The organism is Paenibacillus sp. J31R98 (assembly GCF_056269245.1).
Window position 1 is genome coordinate 1,015,847 of record NZ_JBWDNO010000002.1, and the last position, 16,888, is coordinate 1,032,734.

The 16,888-nt window shown below is 49.7% G+C and carries 14 protein-coding genes; 4 read left to right on the plus strand and 10 right to left on the minus strand.

Annotated elements, in window-relative coordinates; genetic code table 11:
• Nucleotides 1-21 precede the first annotated feature (21 nt).
• Genes AC0YNX_RS13325 through AC0YNX_RS13345 form a run of 5 tightly spaced genes read right to left on the minus strand, consistent with a single transcriptional unit; the run spans nucleotide 22 to nucleotide 5,048 of the window.
• The gene (locus tag AC0YNX_RS13325; protein WP_475816137.1) at nucleotides 22-816 is read right to left on the minus strand and encodes a glycosyltransferase family 2 protein; all 795 of its coding nucleotides are present in this window, start codon (nucleotides 814-816) and stop codon (nucleotides 22-24) included.
• A gap of 5 nt (nucleotides 817-821) precedes the next feature.
• A complete protein-coding gene (locus AC0YNX_RS13330; protein ID WP_475816138.1) occupies nucleotides 822-1,550 on the minus strand; it encodes a GT-D fold domain-containing protein in 729 nt (242 codons plus the stop codon).
• Nucleotides 1,551-1,563: 13 nt separating this feature from the next.
• Nucleotides 1,564-2,730, minus strand: coding sequence for a glycosyltransferase family 2 protein (locus tag AC0YNX_RS13335; RefSeq protein WP_475816139.1), 1,167 nt, complete (start codon nucleotides 2,728-2,730; stop codon nucleotides 1,564-1,566).
• 43 nt (nucleotides 2,731-2,773) lie between these two features.
• Entirely contained in the window at nucleotides 2,774-3,742 is a 969-nt protein-coding gene (locus AC0YNX_RS13340; protein ID WP_475816140.1) for an NAD-dependent epimerase/dehydratase family protein, read from the minus strand.
• 28 nt (nucleotides 3,743-3,770) lie between these two features.
• Nucleotides 3,771-5,048 carry a nucleotide sugar dehydrogenase gene (locus AC0YNX_RS13345; protein WP_475816141.1) on the minus strand — a complete coding sequence of 426 codons (1,278 nt, stop codon included), beginning with the start codon at nucleotides 5,046-5,048 and terminating at the stop codon, nucleotides 3,771-3,773.
• Between the two features lie 201 nt (nucleotides 5,049-5,249).
• Between AC0YNX_RS13345 and AC0YNX_RS13350 the strand changes: the two genes are divergently transcribed.
• The gene (locus tag AC0YNX_RS13350) at nucleotides 5,250-6,482 is read left to right on the plus strand and encodes a glycosyltransferase family 4 protein (RefSeq protein ID WP_475816142.1); all 1,233 of its coding nucleotides are present in this window, start codon (nucleotides 5,250-5,252) and stop codon (nucleotides 6,480-6,482) included.
• 444 nt (nucleotides 6,483-6,926) lie between these two features.
• On the opposite strand, the gene AC0YNX_RS13355 is transcribed toward AC0YNX_RS13350, so the two are convergent.
• Genes AC0YNX_RS13355 through AC0YNX_RS13370 form a run of 4 tightly spaced genes read right to left on the minus strand, consistent with a single transcriptional unit; the run spans nucleotide 6,927 to nucleotide 11,483 of the window.
• Nucleotides 6,927-8,573, minus strand: a complete 1,647-nt coding sequence (locus tag AC0YNX_RS13355) for a glycosyltransferase (protein ID WP_475816143.1) — start codon at nucleotides 8,571-8,573, stop codon at nucleotides 6,927-6,929.
• Nucleotides 8,570-9,817 carry a glycosyltransferase family 4 protein gene (locus AC0YNX_RS13360; RefSeq protein ID WP_475816144.1) on the minus strand — a complete coding sequence of 416 codons (1,248 nt, stop codon included), beginning with the start codon at nucleotides 9,815-9,817 and terminating at the stop codon, nucleotides 8,570-8,572. The genes AC0YNX_RS13355 and AC0YNX_RS13360 overlap by 4 nt, the downstream gene beginning before the upstream one ends.
• A 33-nt stretch (nucleotides 9,818-9,850) precedes the next feature.
• Nucleotides 9,851-10,855, minus strand: a complete 1,005-nt coding sequence (locus tag AC0YNX_RS13365) for a glycosyltransferase family 61 protein (protein ID WP_475816145.1) — start codon at nucleotides 10,853-10,855, stop codon at nucleotides 9,851-9,853.
• A 19-nt stretch (nucleotides 10,856-10,874) separates the two neighbouring features.
• Nucleotides 10,875-11,483, minus strand: a complete 609-nt coding sequence (locus AC0YNX_RS13370) for an SDR family oxidoreductase (protein WP_475816146.1) — start codon at nucleotides 11,481-11,483, stop codon at nucleotides 10,875-10,877.
• A gap of 241 nt (nucleotides 11,484-11,724) precedes the next feature.
• Here AC0YNX_RS13370 and AC0YNX_RS13375 point away from each other — a divergent pair, with 241 nt between their 5' ends.
• Nucleotides 11,725-12,495, plus strand: a complete 771-nt coding sequence (locus AC0YNX_RS13375; protein ID WP_475816147.1) for a glycosyltransferase family A protein — start codon at nucleotides 11,725-11,727, stop codon at nucleotides 12,493-12,495.
• 177 nt (nucleotides 12,496-12,672) lie between these two features.
• The gene (locus tag AC0YNX_RS13380) at nucleotides 12,673-12,972 is read left to right on the plus strand and encodes a hypothetical protein (RefSeq protein ID WP_475816148.1); all 300 of its coding nucleotides are present in this window, start codon (nucleotides 12,673-12,675) and stop codon (nucleotides 12,970-12,972) included.
• Between the two features lie 46 nt (nucleotides 12,973-13,018).
• Here the strand turns inward: AC0YNX_RS13380 and AC0YNX_RS13385 are convergent, their stop codons facing one another.
• Complete coding sequence (locus AC0YNX_RS13385) at nucleotides 13,019-14,800, minus strand: glucosidase family protein (RefSeq protein ID WP_475816149.1); 1,782 nt, start codon at nucleotides 14,798-14,800, stop codon at nucleotides 13,019-13,021.
• Nucleotides 14,801-15,179: 379 nt separating this feature from the next.
• On the opposite strand from AC0YNX_RS13385, the gene AC0YNX_RS13390 reads away from it, so the two are divergent.
• Complete coding sequence (locus AC0YNX_RS13390; protein ID WP_475816150.1) at nucleotides 15,180-16,877, plus strand: extracellular solute-binding protein; 1,698 nt, start codon at nucleotides 15,180-15,182, stop codon at nucleotides 16,875-16,877.
• Nucleotides 16,878-16,888: the final 11 nt, after the last annotated feature.

Below are 16,888 nucleotides of genomic sequence, written 5' to 3' on the forward strand. Positions count from 1 at the left end.
ATTTCCCCCCCTCTTTCTCTTTCAACTTCCTGAAGATTTGGGGTGAAGATCGACGATTTTGATCCAACCGCTTTCCTTCACGAACACGGGCTCAAATTCGTCACCCCAGCGCTTCAGGGTATCGCGAATATTCCATTCGGTAATCTCGCGGTAAATATCGACTAAATTCGTTTGATTGTGGTGATGCCGGCGGTGGATGTAAAGCGGTACGTCAATCCAATGGAAATGACTAACCTCGATCAATCGCATCAACACCCGTTTATCTTCCATATACCTGCCTTCATACGGGTCATCCGTTGGCCAGCCGCCAATCGCTCTTAACATCGAAGTCTTGTAAAATCGGGGCCATTGCGACATATTGGATAGCAGAAAGTCGTACTTTTCGCGGAAAGATCGATTCTTCGTTACGATATTAAAAAATAAGCCGCCGCTCGGATTAATCGAGATGGAGTTGATGTTTCCGCTGATCAATCCGACATGCTCAGGCTGGTTATGGGCTTCGGCGAGCAAAACCTCAAGCGTGTACGGAAAGAACCAGTCGTCCGCATCCAGCTGGATGACATATGGCGTTGTGACGGCTGCCAAACCGACATTCATCGTCTTCGATTGACCGATGTTCCGTTCGTTGCACATGTACGTAACGCGGGGATCCCCGAGGTAAGGCTTAGCCAGAACAATGCTTTCATCCGTTGATGCATCATCGACCACAATAAGCTTCCAATGCTCGTAGGTCTGTCTAAATACGGTTAAGATCGCTTCCTTCAAGAAACTTCCCGCATTATACGTAGGAATGATTACCGTCACTTCCGACTCCATCCGCATCACCTCAAGTCCTTGACTAAAGCTTCAAAGTCAAATCCGTCTTGGCCGTCGACAAGCAAATCCAACGCATGGCCGAAATCAATCGCTACCCTGCCGGTATCGCTCGCCAAACGCGGAGCCAGAAGCGTCGCTGGAATGCCTGCCGCGATAAGCGCGATCTGCCACTCCTTGTTGCCTTGCAGCTGCTCATACGCCGTCTCCAACTGTTCGTAGCCTTCCAGGTTCACGGTATCGACAACTCTCACGCCATTGCTTTGAAATACCGGTGCAGCCTCCGCGGCTCTACGCCCAACCAGAATGACACGGTACTGCTGCATCCACTGCCAGAAATAAGGGAGTCTTGTCATATGATGCGTAACCCAGGCCGAGCAAATGGTATAGAAGCCCAGTCCAAGATCCAGAAACGTCCTCTTCGAATATTCCGCACCCGAGGCGTTCTCGCTGGTTGGGAGAATGCCAGCTGTGGTCGCGGAAGTAAAGGCCTTAATCAGCTCCGAGCGAATGTTCTGGCCGGCAAGGCCGTTATACCTGCGATAATAGGTCATGCCATTATAGAAATCGGGAAAAATCCGCAGCTCGGCAATTTCGGCATGACCGAAACGGGCCAGCGAATACGGTTTGCCGTCCTTTACCGCATCATCGATGCAGCCTACTACTTCTTCCGTCGTAAGAAGATAACGTTCGTAGCTGAAATCATTCGAGAAATATCGATTATCCCTGTACTCCATGGCCATCTTCCTTTCATTCAATGACTTCGATCGGAATGCGCGGGAACCCGTTTTGAATATAGGGCAGCAAGTAGTGGCATTGACGCGATCCGAGTAGAAAAATGCGGTCTATCTCACGGGTAACGATTAGTTTGGAGATTAACCTCTCCATGATGTCAAGTTTCAGTTCGATCTTGGGAACGTACAGCGACAGATGAAAAATATCGCTGGTCAACCAGCTAAACTCATCCATATCCGAGTCCCTTAAAAATTCGGTAGCAACCATGGTGACCGAGTAGTAGTCGGCATGCAGCCCATCTATGAAATTCAAGCAGCGGGCGGACATGCGGTCTCTTCGTGTTTGAGGCATGAGCAGCAACCACTTCGGCAGTCTTGTGGTCATCGGCTTGGTCGAATAATGATGCCAGGGGCTTTCCTTCAAGATGCGCGGACTCATTTCCAGCAGCGGCGAGAGCTCCCACTTCCGCTTCAACGCCTCCATATAATCCTCTTGATACAGCACCGGATGACGAGCCTTGATTTGCTCGACCAGCTGTTCATGGTGATCGATCGCTTCATGGACCATGGATCTTCCATGCCTTCGATACAAGAAGAGCCGTTCGAAAATTTGGTAACCGAGCCAACCCTTTTCGCCGAGCGAAATCCAGAAATCCCAGTCCTCGTAACCCATGACCACAAACCCGGACTTATAGCCGCCCGCTTGCATGCAGGCTTCCTTGCGAAACAATGACGTTCCGCACGTGATATTTCGGGACAGCTGGGTATAGAAGTTGTATTGGGGAGCGTCATGGACCCAATTCTCCGTACCGAAAGCTTTCACCCACGGGGATACAAAGCCGATCTTCGGGAAGAGCTCCATAATCCAAAATGCCTTCTCCAAGAACGTCGGGTGAATCAAATCGTCTGAATCAAGCGGCAAAATATAAGCGCTTCTCGCTGCTATAATTCCGCTATTTCTAGCCGCAGCCACTCCTTGATTGCTCTGCTTGATGACACGCGTCTTCGGCTTCTTTAAAGCGGTTAAAATGGCAATCGTCGCCGGATCGGTCGAACCGTCATCGACCACGATGATTTCAACGTCTTGGAACGTCGAATTCAGGACGGAATCAATCGTATCTCCCAAAAATTGTCCGTAGTTATAGCATGGAATGACGACGCTAATGAGCGGAACATCAGGCATGGCAGCATTTCTACCTCCCTTTGGACGGCCGGCTTATGATGGTTTATTTGCTCTCATTCCCCTGGCACCAGCGAATCGTACGCCCCAGCCCCTCTTCCAAGGAGACGAACGACGAGAATCCCAAGATAGAGCCTGAACGTGTTAAATCCGGGATCCGGGCCGGCGTGTCTTCATAGCCCCTTCCATAAGCTTCATCATAGGACATGAATTGAAGCATGGAATCCGAGTCCGTCATTTTAACGATCATGCGTGCTAATCGGAGCACCGTGGTCGGTCGATTCGAACCAATGTTGAAAGCGAGTCCGTCCGCCTGCCGGCTAAGAGCATTTATGGTGCCTCTCACCATATCGTCCACATAGGTAAAGCAGCGGGATTGCGAACCGTCTCCATAGACGAGCAGCGGCTCTCCTCTAAGCGCGGCATGAATGAACCTAGGGATAACCATTCCGTACTGCGAATTCGTTTGCCTTGGGCCATAAGCGTTAAAGTATCGAAGTACGGTGACGGGCAATCCCTTATCGGCGTAAGCAAAGCATAAATGCTCGTCAATGGATTTGGCTGTCGCATAGCACCACCGATGGATGGACGGCGTTCCATACACCCGATCCGAGGTTTCCGAGAACGGGAGACTCGTATTCTTGCCGTATATTTCCGACGTTGAAGCAAAGATGACCTTGATCCCTCTTCGAAAGGCTAACTCCAAGACATGCCTCGTTCCGTCTATATTTCCTTCAATGACCTTCTGGGGGTCTTCTACCGTATTCTTCACGCCAAGAATTGCCGCCAAATGGAACACGGCTTCCACTTGATCCATGCACTGCTTGATCACATGGTGATCCAGAACGGACCCCTGGATGAAAGTATGGTTCTCATGCGAAAGTACTTCCTGCAGAAACGCCTCGTTGCCTGCTGACAGATCATCAAGCGTAATAACCTTGTGTCCTTGCAGCAGCAAAGCCTGCACCAGATGGGATCCTATGAACCCCGCACCTCCGGTTACAAGAATATTCATGGCTGAAAATCCCCTCCCGATTCCGCTCTCAGAGTAAGACGATTCTCGATTTGTCTCTCACGCCTTCCGTCGCATTACGAGTATCTACGATTAACTTGGCGTGCTTGGCGAGCTCATCGTATCGAATGGAAGAATGATCCGTTAGAATCAACAAACAGTCCTTCCGCTTCACATTTCGAGTCGTAAGCGGAGTCCGTGCAAAAGTTGTGCCATCTACATGGAGTTCGGCGATATAAGGATCGTAGTAGCTCATATTTGCCCCCTGCTTCATCAGCAGCTCAAACACTTTCAATGCCATGGATTCGCGCAGGTCGTTGACATCTTTCTTGTACGTTACGCCAACTACCATAATGCTGCACTGGTCCAGTGTAAGCGGGTAAAGACTCTTCGCCGTCCGATCTACGATATAACCGGGCATTTCTTCATTCACTTGATGGCTTAACTCGATGAAAGGCAGAGGGATGTTAAATTGCTTTGCCTTCCAAAGTAAATACATGGGATCGACGGGGATGCAGTGTCCTCCTACCCCTGGGCCAGGGTAATACGGCATATAGCCATAAGGCTTGGTACGCGCTGCTCGAATAACCTCCCATATGCTGATATCCATGGCCTCGCATAACTTAACTAAATCGTTCATAAACGAGATATTCACGAAACGCTGACAGTTTTCTACCAGCTTCGTCATCTCCGCCGTTCTTGCATTAGAAACCGTGACCACTTCATCAAAGACTTTTCCGTAAATCCGCGCCGCGTACTGGGTGCAGGCAACAGTTACACCTCCAACCACTTTGGGAATTGACTGTAATGCTGATCGCTTCTGACCAGGATCGATTCGTTCAGGCGAATAGGCCAGAAACACATCGAATCCGACCCGAAACCCTCGCTGTTCAATGAACGGTTTCAGCTCCTCCTCCGTCGTGCCTGGATAGGTGGAGCTTTCCAGGACCAATAAATGTCCCTGACGCAAATGGGGTACCGCCTGTCTCATGGCTTGAAACACATAGGACAAGTCGGGCATCGCCGCTTCATTGGTCGGAGTCGGCACGCACAGAATGATACAGTCAGCTTCAGCAATGGCTTCGTATGAAACGCCTACATGAAAACGTCCGCCGCCAAACATTTCTTTGAGTTCCTTGCGGGTTAGATCGGATAAGTAGGGCTGCATCATCTGAAGCTGCTTGATTTTACTCTGATCGGTATCAACGCCTATGACGGTATGGCCTTTCTCCAAGAAAAGCCGGGCCAGCGGCAGCCCAACATATCCGAGCCCGATGATGGCGATCTTACAGCGTTCATTAGGCTGCATGATAAGTCCCTCCTAGCTAGAATACTCCTGCCATCATCGTACGCAGCTTGAACTAGCAAAGCGCTAGATAACTGCCTCTCTTTATGAAAATAGGAAATTGTCCCAGGTCTAATATTTTTGAAACCGGGTTTTTGTCCCTTTCGGAAAGCCAAGATGACACATACACATGTAAGGACTTGAGACCAGAAAGGCAGGTTACCTATGCGCATTCTGCTTGCCACCTATTGGGGGCTTCCTTCAGTTGGCGGATTGGAGAAATATGTGATGCAGCTGAAGAGGGGATTGGAAGCACGGGGTCATGTTGTGGATATTTTCTGCAGAATGCCAGATGACTCCGGTTTTCATCTGCTGAACAAGGGCTGGGGGTTGGCTAAAAGCAGCATTCGGCCCATGATTTCAGCCAAAGCGGATACTTACTTCGCGAACCATCTCCCCGGGCTTGATCATGAAGTCAAATCTATGGAAATCGATAAATATTGCTACGAGGCTGCCGCAGCATATTTCAGCCCGGAAATCTATGATGTTATTCATTCGCAGGACGTGATTTCCGCAAGGGCATTCTCTCGGGTCCGCAGCGCCCATACAGCACTCGTTTCTACGATACACGGGTGCCTCTCGACTGAAAGTCTTGCTAGACATCAAGCGGACGGCGTTGCGCATGATGCTTTTCGCAGAACCCCGCTTTGGTATTACTACGGTCTTATCGAGCACATCGGTATTATGCAAAACCATGAAACCATTATGCCGACAGAGTGGCTTAAAGGAATCATGAGCCGGGATTTTCAAGTCCCGGACGATCGGATGACAACGGTCCCAAACGGAATGGACATTGAGGAGTTCTTGGATAAAATGAACAAACCCTCCTCGATGCCCGACGCCGGAGGGAAGAAAATCATTTTATGCACGGCACGCTTCGACCCAGTCAAAGGGCATTTTCATTTGCTTCGGGCGTTATTCCGCTTAAAGCAGGTCAGAAGCGACTGGGTGTGCTGGTTGGCGGGAAATGGGCAATTGGAAGGAAGGATGAGAGAGCAGGCTGCAGTCTACGGACTTCAGAACGAGGTCGTATTCCTTGGAAATCGCGAGGATATTCCGGCTTTGTTAAACAAGTCGGATATTTTCGTGCTTCCGAGTTTGCAGGATAATCACCCTTACGCCATTATGGAAGCACATGTTGCCGGGAAGCCGGTGGTCGTATCCAATGCCGGCGGCATTCCGGAAATGGTGGCGCATGAGAAGACCGGCCTGATCTTTCCCGCAGGGAACGATCAGGATCTTTACGGCAATCTTCTTGCCGTTCTCAGCGAAGACGATCTTAGGCTCCGGCTCGGGGAACAGTCCAGAGCGTTTGGCCTGCAGCACTGGTCTCTTCCGGCGATGACCGAGAGAATCTTGGCGATCTACGAAAGAGCACTCCAAAAGAGATGGAGGTAACCTCATGGCCGTGCGAAAAAAAATTAAACTCGGGATATCGAATAGAAGAGTACCCCGAGGACGAAGACATAAGAGCAAGAGCAGGAAACAGCGGCGTCCCGTGCGTCTTGGAAAGAAGAAGCTGAGGAGGAAACGCCGCTATGTCCACCTCGTCTCCGCTAACAGATATAACCGTTTCTTTCTCCCGCCACACCGAACGATCCGTCTCAAAGTGGAACGCCGGATTTGGGATCGTATCGCTGCCGGACTCCCCCCATCCTACCTGGCGCCTGATATTGATTTCGTGCAGCATATGAAGCAGTTTTCTCCCAGTCTCTAATTCTCCTTGACCGGTCTCGAATGCGACTTCAGCGTGCCATTCGAAGCCGGTCCGTTCTATGGCCAAGCTTGTCCATCTTGCATCATCATCCGCCTGGCGCCCCCTATTAAATAGGGGGTGCTAGATTAGGCGGATTTTCGCAGCCTTCTGCGCGCCTTGAATCTTCGTGCCGGTTTTCCTATGTGAATGTGTTTTCTTTTACGATTCTTTCTACCCTTTTTCTTCCTTTGTCCTTTCCTTATTACTCGGCCCATAGGGGGATAGGATAGATGGTCGTGCCGGATTACCAAACCAACGGGGTATGCGAAGAGACTTTGCTCCGGCACGACAAATACATCGGACAAACGGAATCCGAAATGTCTGAAAGCTTCCGGCGAAGCAAATGGGCGTTTCGTACCCAGCTCCAGCAGGTACGCAGACGGGGTTAGATAGCCACGATATAACCGGCCTGGCTTCAAAGGTCGTATATTGGCGGCAGCTCTTTGCATATCGGCCCTTGCCGACAACAGACTCAGCATGCTCATAAAAGAGGTCAATCTGGCCCGATAGGCCACCATTCCGAAACACCGCGTCACAAGGTCGACATCCACAGCTGCGGGCTGCATAAGAAGCCCTTCCTTTACTTTGGCGGCCAGCCCGCCGATATCTCCCTTATCAACAAGCATACTCTCCTGGCCTGCCGCCGTTAAAACTTCTTCCAACCCTCCCGAACGATAGGCAACCGTCTTCTTCCCGAGTAACAAAGCCTCAAGCGCGATCATGCCGAAGCCTTCATCGATTAAGCTCGGAACGACAACCGCATCCATCAAGGGATACATGCTCTCGATGTCGGTCTGAAAGCCGAGCAACCGGAATCGGTCTCGGTATTCCGACTGTTCTACCATAGACCGGCAGTACCGTTCATAGTCGGCATCGCTGGCAGGACTTGCGATACATAAGAAACAGAGATCCTGCTGCTCCGCGCAAAGCTTCAAGGCCATGAGCAGGAAATGCTCCAGTCCTTTCTCCCTCTGCACGCCTGCCGAAATATAACCGATCAGATGCTTGTGCTCGGGTAATCGGAATCTCTTCTTTAACTCCTCATTTGCTTGCGGCAACGAGCTTGACTCACAAACAGGGGAGGACGGAGGCAGAAGTACGAGCTTCTCTTCCGGCACGATTTCTCGGAACAGGGCGAGTGAATGATTGGAGACACCTACGATAAGGTCAGAATAACGGTTGATCAACTGTGCGGATTGCAGAGCTGCCGCATGCTCATGAATTTTCTCCATGATCATCCAAACGACAGGTATGCCTAGTGACTTGGCCGCCATGGCGGGCAGCGCGTTCACGCAGCTGTTCACAATGACGAAGTCGGGTCTGTGGAGCTGCAGCAATTGAATGAGCATCGCATGCTTTCCTTCGGCTAAGATCGACGCTTCCGCCTGCTCAAGCTCACCATCGGGACGATAGATGGACCATAACAAAGAGAATGGTTCAATTACGGTTCGGATCCCGTTTGCCTCGGCTTCCCGCATCAAGATGCCGTCCTCGGGCACGACCATGGTACATTCCGCGTGAGGAGACATTTCCTTAGCCAGCAAGGACAAGTATTTCTCCGCGCCGGTAATGAATCGCTCGCCGCAGATGTGCGAGAATAGCATAACCTTCAAGCGAGTTGATCCGGCTTCTTGTCCTTGAGGAGCAGGGACCTGGTAACGTTTCTTTTTTGCGAATTTCTTTCTGCGTTTACGCCTCCCGCTCTTATTCGCAGCTGCCGTTTTTCCGCTCATGAGATCCCCTCCCGGTGCCGGCTAGCCGCAAGCGCCATCTCGTAAACCGCATCCATCCTGGACATCATGTCATCCAGCGACCATCGTTCGTTTCCAGCTTGCATTGCCTGAGAAGAGAGATGATGGCGCAGCTGTTCATCGCTTAAGAGCGCACGCAAATATTGGTACAGCTGCTCGTCATTGCCTACCGGAAATACCAACCCTGTTTCTCCGTGAGCAACCATTTCAGGCATGCCTCCTGCATCGGACACGATGACTGCTTTTCCAGCCGCTTGCGCTTCCATAACCGCGTACGGATGATTATCCTGCAAGCTCGGAAGGACAAAGATATCAGATTGCTTGAGCAGAGCCGGCACATCTCTGCGCGTCCCCAGAAACGCGACATCACCCTCGATTCCATGCAGCTTTACGAGCTCGCGCAGATTGAATTCCAGCCCGCCGCTGCCCACTAGCCAGCATATCCAGTCGTCTCTCTCCCGTCTTAATTTGGCAAGCGCCCGTATGAGATACTTGTGACCATTGATTACATCAAAGCGTGCCGGACAGATGATGACCTTCTTCCCTGAAGATGATGGCATATCGCTTCCGCCATGAAGCTGGTCCGTGTATTCTCTAATATCAATACCGTTCGGGACGACCGCTAACTTATCAATGGGAATGGCAAATTCTTGTGCCAGCATCTGTTTCATCCAATGCGTCGGCAAAGTCGCGGCATCTGCGCTGTTCAATCCAAGCTGCTCGCGAAGTACGGCATAGTGCCACAGCAGCTCCTTGCGTGCCGGATTCTCGAGGTCCCCCTGTCTGAGCAAAGAAAGAAACCATTCGCCAGCTAGATGCTCGTGAATCGTGGTAACCAGCGCGGTTAGCGGCTTCTTAATTCGAAACAATGCCCGTGCAGAGATGACATCCTGCGCATGAATGAGGTCATAAGAATCCACGCCCAAATATGCCGCGCCCAGCTCATAGCAATACTGCTCCACCTCGGCATCCTGAATAACCGGATCCAAGCCGGATAGACTCTCCTTGAAATACGATTTTACGTTCGAATCTACTAAGGAATAGATCGATTTTCTCCGCAAATGCCGACGTTTGTTCAGGATCGAATACCCGCTTCCATCAGGATACCGGCACAAAATATCCACCTGGTGGCCGCGCTGTTCAAGTCCCAGCTTCAACTGCCGAATATAGAGATCCACTCCCCCAACATGAGGCAGACCCCAGAAGGTGGCCAAGAGTATTCTCATCGCTATCTTGTCTTCCTTTCCGGTACGGATTCTCTATAAGCCCATCTGTTTGCAAAGGTGCTCAAGGTCAGGGATGGAAACGAATATGTTGTCAAGACCCGCCCAATACCACGGAATCCCCTCATAGCTAGGAGGTTTGGAGCCGATTCCCATATAGGCAATATGGTGCAGCCCTCCGTAATCGCATATTCGTTTAATATCATGGACAATAAAATTTGGAGAAAAGAACTCAAGCACCTTGGTTTGCGAGCTGCAGAAGGTCAGATTCGTGAGCGCGCTTCCGGTAGGAGATATCACGTATGCGGCCTCCGAGAACAGCTTGATCTGTTCTTTCACTGGCAAGTGCTCCGGATAGACGGTCTCAAACCCATACGATTGCAAGACCCGGATGACTTCTTCTTCATTCGTTAAGGTCCTTCCGAGGGAATGCCCGCGGCTTATATACAATCTTCTTGAAGGCCTTGGCTCTTCAGAGAGAAATTCGCTTCTTAAGAAATGATAGACCCATCTCTGTCCGAAGCCGATTGATGGCGCGATCAGCCGCTCAGCCTCGATATGAGATTGCTTATTGCTATAGATCAAACGATCAGCTGAAATGCCCAGCATCCCCAGCGTTTCATACTGAAAGGGTTGCAATTCTTGACTCACGATGTATCTATCTACAGGTATCCTGCTGCAAGAGAGCAAATAGATACGAGGCAGGACATCATACATCCAATGATAGTAGTTGGAGGAGCCGATTTTTGTAAGGACAGCAATATTTCCGGGCATATATTCGACCGGCGGCAACGTCTGAGTGAGATAAATCGGATGTTTGTGGGGATCATTGCTCCAATCATAGGAGACTTCCCAAATCAACACATTATTAGGAGAAATCACGGTTCCGCTGTCACCGTACACCCTGCCATGGGGAATCGTAGCTACGAAGGTTGGGAACTGGGCATTAATGGCGACCTCGCAATATACATCCGATAATGCATAACCCGAGCTGACCGCCCAATCTTTCATCCAATAATAATAATCCGTTGGCCTGTTCATCAAACGGTAATACCCCCTCTTAGATTGGGACAGATCCCGTCCGTTCCATCATGCCGCTATTAGAAACCTGGTAAGTTCCATACCGCTCCGTCGTAATTAACTGTCCGATGTACTCCGCTAAGTCAAACGTATACGCAGGGAAGCCGACTTGATCGTCAACCGTCCTAATCGTCTCCTGACTCTCGGCCAGCGAGCGCACAATGAAATGCCGGGAACAAACCGCCTTCACGAACTGCTCCCCCAGCAGGTTCGATTTGCCATAGATATAGAGATTGGTCCGATCCATTTCGCGATCCAGCGCTCCTTTGGCATCGTCAAACTTATACTCCGTACTGACATGCACCAGCTTTGCACCGGCCGACTCCGCAGCAATTGCCAAATGGCTGACACCGAGCGCATTGAATCTGTAAGCCTCCTCAGCAGCATCCTCGGCCTGATCCACATTGGAGTAGGTCATCGCATTGATTACAACGTCGGGTTTCACATCGCCAACCATCTTCTGTACTGCCCGCAGGTCGCAGATGTCGAGTTCCTGCCAGCTATAAGCCGTACACGCAAACGTTGGCCCGAGAACACGGAGCAGATCCCGCCCGAGATGCCCGCCGGCGCCTGTAATAAAGATGTTCATGTGTCCCCTTCCTCCTTCAATCGGAAGTTGTTCATGGCCTGACTATTTTCTCTCAACGAGGGACAATCTCAGACAATACCATGCTGCTATGATATGCATCCTCATCGGATGACTAGTGGACGATTACCGTCATCGTTCAAAATTGGCTATTGCCCGTACCGAAAACGGAAACACCATTTCCGCATGGACTGAGTAAAGTAAATCATCTGTTTTCAGTGCTGGTAGAGGGAGGAGCATTGTCATGCTTAAAGTCAGCTGTATCTTAACCAGCTATAACCGTCCCGTCATGATAAGGGATGCCATTATGAGCGTCATGAATCAATCCTACCCGTATTGGGAGCTGCTGATCGTGGATGACCATTCGAACCGAGAAACGCAAGAAGTGCTCCACGCTTTCGCAAGCGCGGATGCCAGAATTCAAATCATCCAATCAGGCGTTAGCGAACAAGACAGGCGAAAGACGACACTCTATGCGACCTGCATTAATATTGCCATCCCGCGCATAACAGGCGATTTGGTTACGTACCTGACGGATGACGATATTTATTACCCTGAACGATTCAAGAAGATGGTTGAACGGTTTGAAGTAAATGAGCACATTCATATTGTCTATGGCATGCAATGCTTTGCCGTCATGACAGATGATGGTCAGATCCATAAGAGCGGAATAAGACCTCTGGTAGGCATAACAAGAGAGCCCGTCGAAAAAATAGATCATAATTCAATCATGCACAGAACATCATGCTTTGAGCTTGTGCCTCGTTGGAATGACGACCCTTCGATTTGGGCTTGGGCCGATGCCTTGTTTTTTCAGCAACTGGCTGTTCACTGGGACTTTCATCCCGTAGATTATATATCTGACGAACATCGGTATCATGTCAATTCCGTTCAAGCTAAACACAACCGGCAAGAAAAAGTGTATCTCGGCATAACGGAATTCTCGAAAAATAATTCGATCAAAAGGAATCGCTTTGATGAGCTTATAGATTTGCAGTTTCGTAAAAGGCAGTAAATCCCCATGCCTCTCCATTCTTTGGGAGAGGCTTTAATTCGTTCAAGGTAGTCATCAGAGCTTAGCCCATTCTCTAGTAAATGGGTTTACAACGATAACATCTGATAGATTCGCTACATAGAATATAAAATCCTGATAGAGAGGGGTTGATTGATATGGCAGATTCAAGAGGCAGCAATGGTTCACAAGGCACCAACGGTTCGCGTGGCTCCAATGGTTCCCGTGGCTCCAACGGTTCGCGCGGCTCCAATGGTTCCCGTGGCTCCAATGGTTCGCAAGGCACCAATGGTTCGCGTGGCTCCAATGGTTCGCGCGGCTCCAATGGTTCCCGTGGCTCCAATGGTTCGCGCGGCTCCAATGGTTCGCAAGGCACCAATGGTTCCCGCGGCTCCAACGGTTCGCGTGGTACCAACGGTTCGCGTGGCAACTAATTCTGGTCACCGCTTCATCGAGCACAAGAAAAAGCTGCCGGTTTAACCGGCAGCTTTTTCTCACATCGCTTATTAGCAGATCATCAACATGACTAAACGACAGGTATCCAAGTACCCGTCAAACCTCCACCTATCGAGACGACAGCACCCGATTCAAGCTCGCTGTCAACGCCCTCGCAAGTAAATCTCCATTTGGTGCACTCTGGATAAATCGCCGTCAAATCAACCTCGAAAGAGCGACTCTCCGATCCCAAATTCGTCAGTTTGAAAGCATCTTCTTCGTATTGGTAGCTTAATTGGTAACCGCTTTGTTCAAGAACAACATTGCCATAATTCATTATCCGAGGCGATACTTGCAGATCCGCTTCGAACGTCTGGCGAATGCCTAAGTATTCATGGATTAGGACCCAGGAAAATACGCACGGATACTCGTAATAATGCGCTGCTCCGTGCCAATCTTTATCGTCGATATAATAGACATAATTCATGTCATATCGCTCGCCCATGATGTAGCCTTCTTTGGCAGCTTGCTCCGCCACGCGCATTAACTGGCCTAACAATACCTTCCGATTGTTCTTCCATGTCCAGTACGCAGCATCCCAGCACCAATAACGGCCCGCTGCACACAAATCATATGGACCTCCGTCGCCAATCTCGGCTTCCGTATACTGGTCGATATGAGCGGCAAGGAACGTAGGGAAACGCTGGAATTGATCGATATGCTCTTCGACAAGCGCCGTGATGTGCTCTTCTTGTTCCTTCGAGGCATATCCGAAGAGGACAGGCAGGATATTGGCAAGCAAATGAATATGGTCATGCGCGATGCCGCTCCGGTCGACCCAATCCACGAAACGCTGATTCGTCTCATCCCAATACCCCATCGGGAGAGGCTTAGCCAGACTGCTTCCAAGAAGAGCCGCCATATTGGTGTAGTACTCGTCTTTCTCAGCATGTCCTAAGCGGCGCTCAAGCTCAGCCAGCAATTTAAGTGAATGCGCGGCCAGCGCTGTAGCGAACGTTTCCCGTCCATCCTTGATGACTTGATCCTCGTAATAGACATCGGACCAAAGCCTGCCGTGCCGATCCACTTGATCGATGATGCAAGAAGCGGCGCCTTCCAGTCCGTCAATATGAAGACGCAGCCAATCGAAATCTTTCGTCGCCGCGCAGTAGAGCCACGCCGATTCTAACACTTCTACATTGCCAGTAATCAGGAACATGATCGCATTTGTCGAGCCGTCGAGACTGCTTCGACGAACATGGTACTCCCTGTCCCCATTCGGTTGAATGGCGCAAGGATTACGCCACAAGCCTTCAGGATCTTCTTTCATCAGTTTCATCTGCAGTTCCATCATTCGGCGGACGACGTCATAATCGAGGTCATTTCCCCAACTTAGACGCCCTTTAATTTGGAATTCGTGATCCACGTCAGGATATGTACCGCTGTACTTGGAATGCAGCGTGCTAAGAACATATCCATCTGATATCGGATATTCCTTCGCACGAGTGCGTTCGATAATCGATGGAAGCATCGTTCCCCAGTAAAGAGAAGCGAAGGTATGTGCGAGCTTCTCTCCATGTTCGAACTCTAAACGAAAACGCTTGCCAAAGCTATCTGCTTGGGGCCGGCTTTCGTATGCAATTAACTCGCAAGATTCAGCATATATGAAGACGCTAATGCTCTCATTGACGACTGTTAGACGGATCTCTCCATCTGCTTTTATTAACCAGGAGCTGTCTGAGGAGTCAGGATCAATTGGAAGTATCCATGCAAAATCTCTGCCCGCAATAGACTGATTCTCTGAGTCCATCGGCAGCACGAACCATTCTTTATTTCGATCGAGTGCGAATGAAGGCCCTTGCTTTACCTCCAATTCGATCGGGCTTTTATCACGAGCTTCAAGTCGCCACGACCCCTCGTTTATTCTCGTGCTAATTGCTTGCACGCGTTGTATAATACCACTTTCTAAAGTCATCTCCGCCACGTTGTGACACCTTCCTTTATCCGGAATTTCTGGTTTCTCATTTCAAAAAGGATCTCTGTAATCGTCGTGTTCGTGTTGTCCTCCCTCAATGAAACCGATTTAATGCAACAGTCTACAAGCCTAATATTTACGTGTCAATAGTCATCATACCGGTGATTCAAATATGTCGAAAAAAGATAGTCGACGTCGAAATTGAGCAGTAGAACGGATTTCCGTCGTAATGGTATATTCGACAAGCAAGTTATTTCACTACTCTGGGGGAACAAAAATGAAGAAGCAAAAATCACTCGTAGTTGGTTTGTCGGTCTTGTCATCACTATCCCTAATACTTGCAGCATGCGGAGCGACAAGTAACGGCGATGAAGAATCTGCTAAAACAAACAATACGACTGCAGCCGCTACTAATAACGCAACGAATGCAGCAAGTTCGGCAACCGGTAAATATGATCCAGCCATTACGGTGCATGCCGTAAGACCGGTTGAATCTAACGTAACATTCGACAGTGGCGATTCCATTAGTAAAAACATATGGACCGATGAATTCACGAATTCGCTCGGAATCAATATGGTTTATGATTGGACGACCGTCAAGAACGACGATTATGTCAATAAACTCAATGTGTCCATCGCCTCTGGCGAGAAGCTGGCCGACATCTATCAAGTAAACGCTTCACAGCTTCAACTTCTTGCAGACGGAGGTCAACTTGCGGATCTGACCGATGCGTTCAACAAATATGCTAGTCCGCTGACCAAGAAGCTCATGAACGGAGACGGCGGCAAAGGCATTAACTCTGCAACCTTTGACGGCAAGCTTCTCGCAATTCCGCAAATCGGGGGCACGATCACCAGCAACGACGTCCTCTGGATCCGGACAGATTGGCTGAAGAACGTTGGTCTATCCGAGCCGAAAACAATCGATGATCTCGTGAAAATTGCCGATGCATTCACGAACCAAGACCCGGATAAGGACGGTAAAAAAGATACGGTCGGGCTTGGCATCACGCAAGGTCCTGGGCTGACCAATGGCGGAGTAGCTGATCTTGGCGGCTGGTTTGCTGGATTCAAAGCTTATCCGGACCGGTGGATCAAGGACCAATCGGGCCAAGCTGTATTTGGAAGTGTGCAGCCTGAAGTCAAGCAAGCTCTCGGCAAGCTGCAAGAGATGTACAAGAGCGGTCTGATTGACAAGGAGTGGGCAGTCAAGGATTCTGACAAATTCGGTGAAGACGTGCTTACGAACAAAGTCGGTATGTGGTTCGGCGCGAACTGGAACTCCATGTATCCAATTGACATTACGAAGAATAAAGATCTGCTTCAAGTCAAGCCGTTCTCAATCGCATCTGTTGATGGACAGCAGCCTGTCGTGCAGGTCGTAGATCCATCGGTCAATAATTATTTCGTCGTCAACAAAGATTTCGAACATCCAGAAGCCATCGTCAAATTGCTAAACGATTTCCAAGAGAAACTGTGGGGCGAGACTTCCGACTTTGAGAAGTACGGCACGAATGCAAGTCAATCCGTATCGTATTTCAAATACCCGCTCGTGCAGTCCTGGCCAACAACAAAAGACATTCCAGATAACCTTGATGCAGTTCGCGGCGCGCTCTCTTCTTCCGATACTTCCAAATTAAACTCGGAACAAAACGGTATCTATGCCTCGATTAAAGCATTCAATGACGGCGATATCGCGAAAGGTTATGCGACAGCGCGCCAATATGACGCTTTCGATGTCATTAAGCGAGATAATCTGAGCAACCAACAATTCTCCGTATTCTATGGTGCTCCGACACCAACGATGGTAGAGAAGAAACAAGCTCTGGACAAGATGGAGCAAGAAGTGTTCACCAAGATTATCATGGGTGCTGCGCCTGTTACCGAATTCGATAACTTCGTAGCCGATTGGAAGAAACTTGGCGGGGATCAAATCACTCAAGAAGTGAATGATTGGATTTCGGCTCACCATTAATACGAACGGGA

Excerpts from the sequence above, each read along its gene's own strand:
- AC0YNX_RS13325 (WP_475816137.1), bottom strand. The coding sequence starts at position 816 with ATGGAGTCGGAAGTGACGGTAATCATTCCTACGTATAATGCGGGAAGT.
- AC0YNX_RS13330 (WP_475816138.1), bottom strand. The coding sequence starts at position 1,550 with ATGGAGTACAGGGATAATCGATATTTCTCGAATGATTTCAGCTACGAA.
- AC0YNX_RS13335 (WP_475816139.1), bottom strand. The coding sequence starts at position 2,730 with ATGCCTGATGTTCCGCTCATTAGCGTCGTCATTCCATGCTATAACTAC.
- AC0YNX_RS13340 (WP_475816140.1), bottom strand. The coding sequence starts at position 3,742 with ATGAATATTCTTGTAACCGGAGGTGCGGGGTTCATAGGATCCCATCTG.
- AC0YNX_RS13345 (WP_475816141.1), bottom strand. The coding sequence starts at position 5,048 with ATGCAGCCTAATGAACGCTGTAAGATCGCCATCATCGGGCTCGGATAT.
- AC0YNX_RS13350 (WP_475816142.1), top strand. The coding sequence starts at position 5,250 with ATGCGCATTCTGCTTGCCACCTATTGGGGGCTTCCTTCAGTTGGCGGA.
- AC0YNX_RS13355 (WP_475816143.1), bottom strand. The coding sequence starts at position 8,573 with ATGAGCGGAAAAACGGCAGCTGCGAATAAGAGCGGGAGGCGTAAACGC.
- AC0YNX_RS13360 (WP_475816144.1), bottom strand. The coding sequence starts at position 9,817 with ATGAGAATACTCTTGGCCACCTTCTGGGGTCTGCCTCATGTTGGGGGA.
- AC0YNX_RS13365 (WP_475816145.1), bottom strand. The coding sequence starts at position 10,855 with ATGAACAGGCCAACGGATTATTATTATTGGATGAAAGATTGGGCGGTC.
- AC0YNX_RS13370 (WP_475816146.1), bottom strand. The coding sequence starts at position 11,483 with ATGAACATCTTTATTACAGGCGCCGGCGGGCATCTCGGGCGGGATCTG.
- AC0YNX_RS13375 (WP_475816147.1), top strand. The coding sequence starts at position 11,725 with ATGCTTAAAGTCAGCTGTATCTTAACCAGCTATAACCGTCCCGTCATG.
- AC0YNX_RS13380 (WP_475816148.1), top strand. The coding sequence starts at position 12,673 with ATGGTTCACAAGGCACCAACGGTTCGCGTGGCTCCAATGGTTCCCGTG.
- AC0YNX_RS13390 (WP_475816150.1), top strand. The coding sequence starts at position 15,180 with ATGAAGAAGCAAAAATCACTCGTAGTTGGTTTGTCGGTCTTGTCATCA.